General features: G+C 46.8%; 13 protein-coding genes. 3 read left to right on the top strand and 10 right to left on the bottom strand.

Translation table 11 applies throughout. The features are described from left to right. Together ppnN and VIM91_RS08555 are read left to right on the top strand one after the other, a co-directional pair. Window positions 1-1,062: nucleotide 5'-monophosphate nucleosidase PpnN (gene ppnN, locus VIM91_RS08560; protein WP_331864403.1), on the top strand; the 1,062-nt coding region annotated here is incomplete at its 5' end. Between the two features lie 5 nt (window positions 1,063-1,067). Continuing rightward, window positions 1,068-2,291, top strand: coding sequence for a DEAD/DEAH box helicase (locus tag VIM91_RS08555; protein WP_331864402.1), 1,224 nt, complete (start codon window positions 1,068-1,070; stop codon window positions 2,289-2,291). Between the two features lie 37 nt (window positions 2,292-2,328). Here the strand turns inward: VIM91_RS08555 and VIM91_RS08550 are convergent, their stop codons facing one another. From VIM91_RS08550 to VIM91_RS08520, 7 genes are all read right to left on the bottom strand, one after another. Further along, on the bottom strand, window positions 2,329-2,895 hold the full coding sequence (locus tag VIM91_RS08550; protein ID WP_331864401.1) for a chemotaxis protein CheW: 567 nt from the start codon (window positions 2,893-2,895) through the stop codon (window positions 2,329-2,331). Beyond that, the gene (locus VIM91_RS08545) at window positions 2,895-5,129 is read right to left on the bottom strand and encodes a methyl-accepting chemotaxis protein (protein ID WP_331864400.1); all 2,235 of its coding nucleotides are present in this window, start codon (window positions 5,127-5,129) and stop codon (window positions 2,895-2,897) included. Before VIM91_RS08545 ends, VIM91_RS08550 begins: the two co-directional genes overlap by 1 nt. Window positions 5,130-5,234: 105 nt before the next feature. Further along, a complete protein-coding gene (gene truD / locus VIM91_RS08540; protein ID WP_331864399.1) occupies window positions 5,235-6,263 on the bottom strand; it encodes a tRNA pseudouridine(13) synthase TruD in 1,029 nt (342 codons plus the stop codon). A 72-nt stretch (window positions 6,264-6,335) separates the two neighbouring features. After that, window positions 6,336-6,797: a hypothetical protein gene (locus VIM91_RS08535; protein WP_331864398.1), complete on the bottom strand. Its 462-nt coding sequence runs from the start codon at window positions 6,795-6,797 to the stop codon at window positions 6,336-6,338. A gap of 71 nt (window positions 6,798-6,868) precedes the next feature. After that, on the bottom strand, window positions 6,869-7,786 hold the full coding sequence (locus VIM91_RS08530; RefSeq protein WP_331864397.1) for a Tim44-like domain-containing protein: 918 nt from the start codon (window positions 7,784-7,786) through the stop codon (window positions 6,869-6,871). 142 nt (window positions 7,787-7,928) lie between these two features. Continuing rightward, entirely contained in the window at window positions 7,929-9,095 is a 1,167-nt protein-coding gene (locus VIM91_RS08525; protein WP_331864396.1) for an iron-containing alcohol dehydrogenase, read from the bottom strand. Continuing rightward, a complete protein-coding gene (locus VIM91_RS08520) occupies window positions 9,092-9,793 on the bottom strand; it encodes a class I SAM-dependent methyltransferase (protein ID WP_331864395.1) in 702 nt (233 codons plus the stop codon). Before VIM91_RS08520 ends, VIM91_RS08525 begins: the two co-directional genes overlap by 4 nt. A gap of 69 nt (window positions 9,794-9,862) precedes the next feature. On the opposite strand from VIM91_RS08520, the gene VIM91_RS08515 reads away from it, so the two are divergent. Then, on the top strand, window positions 9,863-10,204 hold the full coding sequence (locus VIM91_RS08515) for a zinc ribbon domain-containing protein YjdM (protein WP_331864394.1): 342 nt from the start codon (window positions 9,863-9,865) through the stop codon (window positions 10,202-10,204). Window positions 10,205-10,207: 3 nt separating this feature from the next. On the opposite strand, the gene VIM91_RS08510 is transcribed toward VIM91_RS08515, so the two are convergent. The 3 genes from VIM91_RS08510 to VIM91_RS08500 all read right to left on the bottom strand — a co-directional run. Beyond that, window positions 10,208-10,555 carry a type II toxin-antitoxin system PemK/MazF family toxin gene (locus tag VIM91_RS08510; RefSeq protein WP_331864393.1) on the bottom strand — a complete coding sequence of 116 codons (348 nt, stop codon included), beginning with the start codon at window positions 10,553-10,555 and terminating at the stop codon, window positions 10,208-10,210. After that, window positions 10,552-10,842 (bottom strand): CopG family ribbon-helix-helix protein, encoded by a 291-nt coding sequence (locus tag VIM91_RS08505; protein ID WP_331864392.1) that lies wholly within the window; start codon window positions 10,840-10,842, stop codon window positions 10,552-10,554. Before VIM91_RS08505 ends, VIM91_RS08510 begins: the two co-directional genes overlap by 4 nt. 53 nt (window positions 10,843-10,895) lie before the next feature. After that, a partial coding sequence (locus VIM91_RS08500; protein ID WP_331864391.1) for a 3'-5' exonuclease occupies window positions 10,896-12,365 on the bottom strand: 1,470 nt, incomplete at its 5' end.

The following is a 12,365-nucleotide window of genomic DNA, read 5'->3' as shown; positions in this document are numbered from 1 at the left end:
GTCGTGCGTGACCTGCTTTATGCACGCAATGATGTGTTAGAGTCGGACTTATTTAATTTGAATGACTCATTTGGCATCACCAATGCGGTGTTTCACATTTTACGTAACGCTGGCGCTTTACGCCCAAATGAGCGCCCCAATATTGTAGTGTGCTGGGGCGGCCACGCCGTGCCACGTCATGAGTACGAATACGCTAAACATGTGGGATATACGCTAGGGTTATATAAAATCAACATTTGCACAGGTTGTGGTCCCGGCGTAATGAAAGCACCAATGAAAGGCGCAGGGGTCGGTCATCACAATCAACGTTACGAGAATCGACGTTATATTGGCATCTCTGAACCCGGTATTATCGCGGCTGAAGCACCTAACGCGGTGGTGAATGAACTGGTGATTTTGCCGGATATCGAAAAACGCTTGGAAGCCTTTGTGCGTTTGGGACATGGCATTATTATTTTCCCTGGCGGGCCAGGCACGCTTGAAGAACTGCTGTATATTTTAAGCTTATTATTACACCCACAAAACTCAGATTTGCCCTTTCCCCTGGTGTTGACCGGCAATGATCAAAGCCGCCGCTACTTTGATAAGATCGAGCATTTTATTAAAGCGACCCTAGGCGAAACAGCATTATCACGCCTACAAATTGTGATTAACGACCCTGAGAAAGTGGCGGATCTAATGCACGAAGGTTTAGAGATTGTGCACCAAGATCGCAAAGACACCAGCGATGCTTATTATTACAATTGGTTGTTGCATATTGATCCTTCACTACAGCAACCATTTGAACCCACACATGATGCCATGAGCCAGTTAAATTTAAGCAAAAACCAGCCGGTTCATCAATTAGCCGCCCAGTTACGCCGCGCCTTCTCTGGCATTGTCGCAGGCAATGTAAAAGCCAGTGGCTTAAAAGCGATTGCGGAACATGGTCCATTTGAATTACACGGTGACCCCGATATTATGCAAGCACTCGATGAATTATTGAGCTTCTTAGTAGAACAAAAGCGCATGAAGCTCGATACCAGCCAATATGTGCCTTGCTACCGAATTATTAAAGAGTAACCCTCATGACCTTTGCCGATTTAGACCTTGACCCTTGTTTATTAGACACACTCGAAAGCCTGCACTTTCATCGCCCGACCCCAATTCAACAAGCAGCGATTCCGCTCATGATGCAAGGCAAAGATGTATTGGCGGGCGCCGCCACCGGTACGGGAAAAACCGCGGCCTTTGTTTTACCCGCGTTGCAACATTTGCTCGACCACCCCAAACAAACTCGCTGGCCGCGCATTTTAATGCTCGCACCCACCCGAGAATTGGCACTGCAGATTCGCACCGTTGTGCGCCAACTCAGTCAAAACATGCATATTCGCTCTATGCTGATTAGCGGTGGGTTTGCGCAAAACAAGCAAATTGACAATTTAGGCCGATCATTTGAAATTCTGATCGCCACCCCCGGTCGTTTATTAAATCTGCTTAACCAAGAAGAAATTGAGCTGCACGATCTTGAAATGGTGATTATTGACGAAGCTGATCGTATGTTAGATATGGGTTTAGGGCCGGATGTGTATGCCTTGTTAGATGCCCTCCCCGGCGACTTTCAAGCCGCTTTATTTTCCGCCACTTTGGCGGGGCATAATATTCAGAACTTTGCGGATCGCTTGTTGGATAATCCTGAAATTGTACAAGTGGATGCCGCCAACCAACAATCCAGTCAAATTCAACAATGGGTCTATTTTGCAGATGATCGTGACCACAAAGAAAAGTTACTGCAAGCGATTGTCGAAGACCCAAGTTGCCAAAGCGCGATCGTATTTTGTAATAAAAAAGAGCGCGCGATTAGCCTGACCGAATGGTTGCAAACGCAAGAGATTAACGCGCAAGTACTGCACGGCGATTTTATTCAAGCCAAACGTTTAGAGAAGGTGAGCAAGTTTAAAGAAGGCAAAATCAAAGTGTTAGTCGCCACGGATGTGGCGGCACGTGGGCTAGATTTGTTAAATATTACCCATGTGATTAATTACGACTTGCCTTTGCGTGGCGATATATATATTCATCGAATTGGTCGCACCGGTCGAGCGCAAAACGTGGGTGTCGCCATCAGTTTAGTGGAAGGTCACGAACTGAAATCACTCGAACGCATCCAGTACCATCTGCAATCGAAAATTCCAGTAAGCAAAATAGCCGGACTCGAAGCGCGTTTAACCGTCAATAAGGTCAAAGCGGCGGCTAAGAAAAAACCGCATAAGAAAAAAGCGGCCAAAAAAGCCGCTTCTAAGAAGAAAAAGTGAGGCTTTTAAACCCTCACCAGGCTTGGTGATTAAGCGTTTAATGGCGCTTAAAGTGCTTCACTTCATTGAAGATACCCTGATTCGCCAGTAAATCGATATTCAGAATAATCACCATAATCTCTTCTAAGGTCGCCAAACCACGTACAAACTCTTCGCTGACGGCCTTATTATCACCAAAAGAAGGCGAGTGCTGAAGCTGGTCAATATTAACATCGTGTACATCAGATACGCCATCCACTACTAAACCGATGGTTTTTTGTACTTCAACTTCCGAGCCTTCGGTACGATGGTTAACATGAATCACGATCACCACCGTACTTTCATCATAAGTCGGTTGGCTGATATTAAAACGCTCGCGCATATCAATAATAGGCACAACTGCACCACGCATATTGATCACACCTTTTACATAACCGGGCATATTCGGTAATTGAGTCGGACTTTCCCAACCACGAATTTCTTGAACGCGCAAAATATCAATGCCGTAGGTTTCGTCACCTAGAATAAAGGTTAAGAATTGATCCTGATCCCCACCTTTTAAACCGATTTCACGTTCAATATCTTGGGTAGCTTTTTCGGCCGCGGCCGCTTGCGTTTCGCTCATTAGAATTCACTCCATTCATCAGATGCTTCCATTCTAGCCGATTTTTGTGTGTTTAAACCAGTCGATTTTGCCGAACCGTCTTTGACCCTTGGTTTCGACAAGGCTTTCGGCTTGCTTGTATCATGATGACTTAGGGCTTGCGGTTTAGCCGCGGCGGCTAACTTTTTGTTGGCATGCCCGGTATTAAAAAAGGCCATGTCTTGGCTTAAGTTCGCAGCCTGTTCACTCATGCTTTCTGAGGCAGCTGAGGTTTGTTCAACCAATGCCGCATTTTGTTGAGTGACCTGATCAATATCGGCAATGGCTTGATGCACCTGGCTTACGCCTTCGGCTTGTTCGGCTGAAGCGCGCGCAATTTGTGCAATCATTTGCGTCACCTCAGACACCGAGCCGGTAATCGCGTTTAACATCTCGCCTGATTCAGAAGCCAATTTAGTACCTTGATCAATGCGCGTCACACTTTCACCAATTAAGGCTGAAATGTCTTTTGCGGCCTCGGCCGACTTCTGCGCTAGGGCACGCACTTCGCCTGCGACTACGGCAAAGCCACGCCCATGATCACCAGCACGTGCCGCTTCAACCGCAGCATTTAAGGCTAACAGATTGGTCTGGAAAGCAATGCCATCAATTAATGTAACGATTTCAGAAATCTTATGGCTAGACTCTTGAATCGAATTCATCGCTTCAATCGTTTGCTGCATCACTTTTGAGCCTTGCGTGGCTTGTTTTTGTACATTTTCGGCTACATGTGTGGCTTGTTTGGCGTTATCGGTATTGTTTTGCACTGCCGAATTCATTTGATCCATCGTGGCCGAAGTTTCTTCTAATGCGGCGGCTTGCTCCTGTACACGTTGACTTAAATCCAACGCACCCTTAGATACTTCATCTGCTGCGGAATGCACAATATCGGAGGCGGTCACGGCTTTGGAGACCACATCGGTTAGTTTCGCCGCCGAGGCATTGACCGCTTCCGTTAACATGCGCAAATCGCCATGATATTCGTTTTGAATCGTTTGGGTCAAATCCCCTTTTGATTGCGCAACAACCACGCGTGTAATATCTTCAACCGCTGCTTCCAATGCGGTCATCGAACTATTAATGTTTTGTTTCAAGGTCGCCAATTCGCCGCGCGCTTCAGTATTTACACGATGCTGGAATTTACCTTCATTCATGTAATGCATTACATTATTAATCTCAACGATCACCTGATTGATGCTGCCTAGCGCATTTTCAACCTGTTGGCTAAAGGCGCGCGGTACACGCTCATCCATTTTGCTATCAAACTGACCGTTATGCATAGCTTGCATGACTTTTGCCAGTTCTTTCATCATAAAGTCAACTTGGTCCGCCGAAGCGTTCACGCCTTGCTTAAGCTTATCTAAGTCACCCACATAGTCTGAACTGATGCGCTGGCTAAAGTCGGATTGTGCCACCGCGCCTACTACTCGGTTAGCATCGGTAATGGCCTTGGCCATGTTTTCAAGCAACTCATTAAAGGCTGAAGCGGCGGTGCCAACTTCGTCCATGTTCGACACTTTAACGCGTGCGCTAAAATCACCGGTTTGTTGCACATGGCGTGATACACGAACCAACTCATTCAATGGGCGAGTCACGGCTAATAAAGTCACGCGTGAAAACAATATCGCGAGAATGAAAATCACAATTGAGCCAATAATCGCCATAGTCATGGTCGATTCGTAGTTAGCTTGCGCCGCATCATTTAATTCACTGGCGACTTGCTTTTGTAAATCAATCAAGTCGGTAATCGCATCGGATATGGGATCGATCGCTGGGTAAAGCTCATTACGGCTAAACTCGGCAATCGCTTGGCTGTCTTGTGCTTTGACATAACCCAGCATTTTCTCAATCGCTCGATCCGAGGTTTGCATAAGGGTTTGTGCGTTTTGCGCGAGTTTAGCTTCCTGAGGTGTTAGGGTGGTGGCCATATAACCAGCCCACAAACGTTGAATATCCTGCTGAGCTTTGACGATATTTTGTTCCGCTTGTTGCCAATCAATATTTGCATTACGTAATTTATGATTGGTATCGACAATATTAACGGCATAACTGTCGGCGATGCTTTTTAAATCTTTCATCGGTACGACACGGTCGAGATAAAGGGCGTGCAAGTCGTGATTAAATGCGCGCATTTCATATAGCCCCACACTCACCGCCAGGACTGAAAAGGCCAACAAGCCAAACACCAAACTGATGATTCTATTTTTTATTGACATAAGGCACCTCTTCACCCTTAATTAAATGCACACGCGATCACGCTAATTAAAGCACCAACTGATTTGGATTATATAGCAAGAAACCATAAAACAATTAACGTTTTATTAAGCTGTCGAAAGCTTAGCTAACTCGCGCATTACTACCGTGGCATAACGTCCGGGTGCCAAGCCAAAATCGACTTGCAGGACTTTATTATCCAACCACTGCCAGCTCAGGTTTTTAGGCAACATACGCAGGGCTCGACGCTCTTGCTTTAAACCTAAATCGGTAAGTGCTTGGCACCAGGCCTGGTGCTTAGATAATACTTGGGTTTCTAGTTTAAGAGCCGCATGTTGGCTTGCTAAGTCTCCGCTACCAACCAACGCACCGGTAGGATGAATATCAAGCTGCTTAACCCTTGTGCTGAGTTCGATTGAGCCATCGTCTACAAACCATTTTTCTGAGCCTTCCAGCTGAAACACATCGCCCGACCAGGCCTGGTGCCAAGCATTTTGGCGCACGCGTTCGGCGAGGATTTCGTTAAACAAAAATGAGCGCGCCGCCGAAATATAAAGGCCACGTTGTGCCGGTTTTAAACGCGTCAGTTCGCCATCAAATAATCGCTGCGCCATCGCCAAGTTATGTTCGTTGCGACCAAAACGTTGCTCACCAAAATAGTTGGGCACACCTTGGGTTTTAATTTGCTCTAGACGTTGCTCAATTTCGGCTTGATCACCGCTCACATCGCGCAAAGTGAGAATAAACCGATTACCGCTTAAACCGCCCGTTTGCAGTTTGCGTTGATGTCGTATGTGTTTGAGAATGCGCATCGAGTCAAATTGAAAGGTCGAAAAATCAGGGTTTTCACGCCCTGGCAAATACAGACTAAACCATTGGCGTGTAATACCGTGACGATCTTTTAAACCCGCATAACCAATGTCGCGTAACCGAATACCCGCCCATTTTGCCAGTTGTTGTGCGGCCCAATCGGTGTTTTCACCTTGTTTTTCTAACCATAACCATAAGTGTTCGCCTTCGCCAGTCAGCGAGTAAGCAAGAGTTTCTTCAACTTGGAAATCGGCTGGTTGGGATTTAATGCGAGCGTGAGCAGCGGGTTCGCCATAAGCGTAAGGTAGGCTTGAATAATGCAACAAAGGAAGAAGGTCTCTTAATATAAGCACCAGGCCTGGTGACAATCGGCCCGGTGACTAGACAAGTACAAAAAGTTAAAAATTACGGAAGGTTTTTGACGACATCGGAAGCTCACGCCCGGTTTGGGGTTCTTCCGCGAACAACTCCAGTTTGAGCTCTTTGATGTTACCAGGGCGCACAAACTGGTCAATTAACTGACGTGAACCGGGCGGATCATCTTTACCTAAGTACAAATACACGTTACGTAACTGACAATTGTTTTTTGGATCAGACGCGGTATGACGCAACCAACTGCCACCTTTGAGCTCATAACCATCTTGAGTCACCATGTGCATCGTATGATAGTAAGGTGACTTAATTGCGACTGGGTGATCCAAACAAATTTCGAGCACCCGCGAAAAGTTACCTGAGCCTCGGTCGACATCGGTTAATAATTGTGCGCTCACGATTTTGGCCGGCTCTTTTTCACAGCCGATCAAAGTCAACGCGCCTAGCATCAAGGCGAAGCTTAAGCCATATCTTTTAAATTTTGTCATGTTAGTATCCTCAGAAAAAGGTCAGTTGAGCTTGTGCTCTATTATTGACCGGTTAATTTATGTTCTATTTATTATTGATTTTGTTGAATCCCCGCGATTTGCCAATCGCCCTCACCCTTAGCTAAACGGCGAATGTGCCAAACTTCGTTAAAAGCGTGCGCCGCTTGGTTGCGATCTTCTTGAATAAAGCCACTAAAACCTAAGCTGACGACAAAATACTCGCCTTCTAAAGATTGATCTAACACCTTGGTATAAAGAGTATCGACCACCGTGTGGTTTTCGCCAGCTTGGACTTGTTGCATTAAATCTTGTAACTCGGCAAACAACTCTGGCGTGCAGTAACTTTCAATTTCAGCCGCATCACCTCGATCCCAAGCGGCTTGAATCGCGATAAAGTGCTGCTTCGCACCTTCGACAAACCCTGCTTCATCAAACCAAGCGGGCGCATCGACACCATGTTGAGCGGCTTCAGTTAAACCTGAACCAATCACGGGAACAAGCGGTTCTTCTGTATGGCTTTTGGCTGTAGATGGAGCATTATTTGAGCGCTCATAAACCGGCTGAGTTGCTTGTCGGGTTTGTGGCTGTGCACCTTGTTGATAGGACAATTCTTGTTGTTGGCGTTGACGCGCGCGCAAAAACATCATCAAGCCCATCAACAGCAAAGCGACTAATAAAATATCGAAAAACTGAATGCCTTCAAAGCCTTCACCAAAAATCATCCAAGCCAAAAAGCCACCCGCGGCTAAACCCGCCAAAGGCCCTAACCACTTAGCCGAACCCGTTGCGGCTTGACCCGCCGCCGCGGTTTGACGCGGAGTTTGCACCGCTTGCTGTTGCTGGCTTGGCGCTTGGCGCTGTTGAGTCGGCATGGATTTTTGTTGACCAAAACTACCACCGCCCCCAAAACGTTTGGCTTCCGCCGACTGGGGTAATACAAACGTTAAACTTAATACCAGCGCGGCCATCGAAAATAACGCAGACTTCATATTGATCCTTTTATTCAGCTAGGTGTTGACCTGTATAAAAATTATTGTGTATAAATTTTATATTGATTGTATCCCCAAGCCTGAGATTAAACAACCAGGCCTGGTGCTTTACCAGGCCTGGTGCTTTTTTTGAGTGTTGGGTTTAAAGCGCCTCTAACATTGATTGCAACAAGGCTTGATCAGATAGGACTAACGGGTTGCCCAGCATACTGCCGGTTCGGCAATTGGCGAGCACTTGATTAAGATTGTCTGCGCGCAAGCCATAGTGGCTCAATCCTTTAGGTAAATACTGGGAAGTCAGTGTTTCAAGCGCCATAACAAGCGCGCCTAAATCGGCTATACCGGTTAACAATTGGGCGACTTCAGTATATTTGGCCAATGTTTGCGGTGCATGCTGAGCATCACTCGCCAGCAAAGCTTCAATATTGGCGCGCGTAATCGGCGCGAGTAGTTTGGCGCAGACCAAACCATGTGGCGCTTTAAAAAACGCACCAATCGGTCCGGCTAACCCATGCACTGCGCCCAAACCCGCGTTGGCTAAAGTCATGCCAGATAAGCTCGCGGCCAACATTAAACGCCCATAACCTTCTTGTTGTTCCGACTCTTGATTTGATTGAATTAACTCAAACGCACCATGAAATAGTTCCATGCCTTGCCAAGCCAATGCATCCGTAATGGGGTTGGCTTTTAACGTGGTATAAGATTCAAGTAATTGGGTAAATGCATCCATCGCGGTGGCATACAGCACTTCATCAGGGCAAAAAGGCAGAAAAGCTGGGTCCAACCAGGCCTGGTGGGCGACCAAGAGATCATCTCGAAAAGATTTTTTAAACTCGCCCAAGCGTGAAATTACCGCATTTTTAGTGGTTTCTGAGCCGGTTCCGGCGGTGGTCGGCACCGCAATAAAAGGCAACGGATCGGCTTGAAGTTTTCGGCCACAGCCCACGCCTTCTAAATAATCCACCACTGAAAAACGCTCTGGCAATAAACCCGCCACGGCTTTGGCGGCATCTAATACACTGCCGCCGCCAAAGCCCACGACCAGTTCAATGTCTTGTGGTGCTTGTTTAACCAACTCATCAATCCGCTCGGCCGAGGGTTCACCTTGTACAATCACGCGGTGTACAAGTCGCTGTTCCAAAACATTTGCTAAGCGTGACTCAACAAAATGTTGGTCGGCATAACCGCTGCTAATCAACATCAAAGATTGTTGAGTTTGCTTTAAGAGTGACTCAGCGAGTTGTTGGTCGGTGATACCCCAGCCGAATTGTATCGCCGGCATTTTTGCAAACTGAAAGGCTGGGATCATATCGTCCCCTTTGCCGGTTTTTCTACCAATAAACGCACCATGCGCCCATTTTTAAGCGGGGTTTGCTCAAGCAACTTAAAGCCAACGGCTTCAAGCATGTAGACAATGTCAGCCGCATGGTAACGATTATGTTCTAAAAAATGTTCAAACGCGTCTTCCAACTCTGTGCGTTTAAGCTGGCCCTGTGAAATCTCGGCCTGTGGATAACGGTGGGTTAAATAATCCTGCAAAGGTTGGCGCACTAAATCAATCACACAAAAACGCCCGCCCGGTTTTAACCAACGATACGCCGCTTGAAACATCAACACCGGCTGAATCACTTCATGCACCACTAAGTTGGTCATCATCGCGGCCACCGAGTTTTCAGCGACCACCAGGCCTGGTTCATTCAAATCATCTAATTCGATGCGTGCATTAGTCGGCAAATCCACCAAAGCTTCCAACATATAAGGCGCGGCTTCAATACCAATTACGTTGGATTCAGGATAACGCTGCGCCAAGTCCTGTACAAACAAACCCGTACCCGCACCTAAATCCATTAAGCCATCGCCCGCTTGAATCACAGGCTGGACAGATTGCGTCCAAAATTGCCAAAAGCTTTCATCATGGCGCTCGGCGTAAGTTTGGCTAATCATTTGACGTGCATGTTCGCCATCGCCACCGTGATGACGCAGGATTTGCTGCTGAGTCTGTTGCATGTTTTTCCCTCGTTTACAGTTGACCCACTATAATAACGGGTTTTGACGGTTAGATTAAAGGTTAAAACAATGAGTGATTTACCGAATTGTCCAAAATGCGGCTCCGAATATACCTACGAAGATGGCGAAATGTTGATTTGCCCAGAATGCGCCCATGAGTGGTCAAAACACGCCACCGAAGAGTCGGACGAGAAAGTCTACAAAGATGCCAATGGCACAATTCTGCAAGATGGGGATACCGTCACGGTGATTAAAGACTTAAAAGTGAAAGGTTCTTCGCTAGTAGTGAAAGTCGGCACCAAAGTGAAAAACATCCGCCTAAAAGATGGCGACCACGACATCGACTGCAAAATCGACGGCATCGGCCAAATGAGCTTGAAAACTGAGTTTGTGAAAAAGGTGAGTGAATAACGCCTAGTCTAATCCCATTAATCGCTTTAACTGACCTTCAAGTTGATTTAACTCAGTCTTATTCAAGCGGGTTAATGGGGTTTCTTGGATACGAGCACGATCGATAGATCGTGTTTGCTCAATGACCGCATAGGATGTTTTCAATAGACGTTCGCGTGCGACAACCTCAACTCGCAAAGCGGACAATTCAGGCCAGAAAACACTGGTTAAAGGCACCACCATCACCATTGGTAAACCGGCTTCAATCAATCTAGTTTGAGTCAATACGACCACTGGGCGTATTTTGTCGATTTCTGCACCTTGGTTAGGATTTAATCTGGCTAGTACGACATCCCCACGCGCAAAACTCATTTCCACCAACCTTGCGGTTCTTGCTCAGCCACGCTTAAAGCCAAATCTTGCTCGGTATCTGACAACTCGTTGTTCATCTCAGCGATATGCTGTTGGAGTAATGGCGAGTTTTGAATGGATTGTGCCGCTTCAACCATCGCTTGCAACGCGAGCTCTCGTTGCGTTTGTTGAACATAGCTTTCTAACGCGCGGCGCGCAAAATCGGAACGAGTTAAGTGCTGACGCTCGGCGAGCTCGCGAATTTTTTCATCTAAACTATCCGACAAACGCAAAGTTAAAGCACTCATATATCACCTGTCATCAACATGTGATACGTATTGTAACACAAAATAAATCCGACTTAATCATCAAGCTTAGCGGCTAACATCGCGCGGATATTCGCCATGTGTGCGTTGCCGTGGTCTTTGACTTCTTCTTGGCTGAGTTCGACGCCGGGTTTGCCTTCCCAGTGCAAGGCGTCTTCGGGGAGTTCGCTGAGGAATCGGCTGGGTTCGCAAGGCGTGTCTTCGCCGTATTTTCGGCGTTTTTGGGCATAGGTAATAGTCAAGCTACGTTGGGCGCGTGTAATACCTACGTAAGCCAAACGCCGCTCTTCCTCCAGGCCTGGTGATTCAAGGTTTTGTTTATGCGGCAGCATTTCTTCTTCCACACCTATCAAAAACACATGTGGAAACTCCAGCCCTTTTGAGGCGTGCAAGGTCATTAAGCTGATCATATCGTGATCGGCTTCTTCTTCGTTGCGCTCTAAAATATCCATTAAGGTCATGTGCGATACGACTTTTGCCAGCTTGAGTTCTTCGCCGTCCTCTTCATGCGCTTTAGTGACAATGCGTTCAATCCAGAGAATCAAGTCACGCACGTTTTCAATACGACGTTCAGCGGTTTTGACACTGCTGGCGGTTTCCATTAACCAGTTGTCGTATTCAATTTTATCCAGCACGCTGCGTACAAACGGAATTAAATCTTTGCCTTCAACATTCTCTGCTTCTTTCACCCAGTCTAATAATAGCGCGCCGAAATATTGCACCCGCTGGAGTGCCTTCTCTTTCAAAATTTGGGTGAGGCCAAACTCTTGGCTGGCGTCGAATAAGCTGATACCACGATTGGTGGCGTAGGTGGCGAGCTTTTCGAGTGTGCCAGCGCCAATTTCGCGGCGCGGTGTATTGATAATGCGCAAAAAGGCCGCGTCATCATCCGGGTTAACGATGAGCTTGAAATAAGACATCACATCTTTAATTTCCGCACGTTCAAAAAACGATTGACCGCCCGACAAAATATAAGGCAAGTTTTGTTCGCGCAACGCACGCTCAATTAAGCGAGCCTGGTGGTTACCTCGATATAAAATGGCATAGTCGCGGTTTTTGGTGCGATATTTAAACTTGTGCACAATAATCTCCGACACCACGCGTTCGGCTTCTTGGTTTTCGTTTGCGCAGCCGATCACGCGGATTGGATCGCCTAATCCCATCTCACTCCACAACAGCTTCTCGAATACGTGTGGATTATTCGAAATCAGTTGGTTGGCGCTGTTCAAAATGCGCTGACTGGAGCGATAGTTTTGCTCTAGCTTAACCAAGTGCAAACCGGGAAAATCCTGTTGCAACAAGGCCAAGTTTTCCGGTTGCGCACCACGCCAAGCATAAATGGATTGGTCGTCGTCGCCTACCACCGTGAGTTTGCCGCCTAAACCAACCAACTGAGTGACTAATTGATACTGCGCCGCATTGGTGTCTTGATACTCATCCACCAGTAAATAGCGCACTTTGTTTTGCCATTTGGTTAAGATTTCTGGATTTTCATTAAACAAACG

Source organism: Thiomicrospira sp. (genome assembly GCF_036568485.1).
In the GTDB taxonomy this organism is placed as follows: Bacteria; Pseudomonadota; Gammaproteobacteria; order Thiomicrospirales; family Thiomicrospiraceae; genus Thiomicrospira.
Note: the sequence above shows the minus strand (reverse complement) of the source record. Positions and strands in the feature narration are given on the sequence as shown.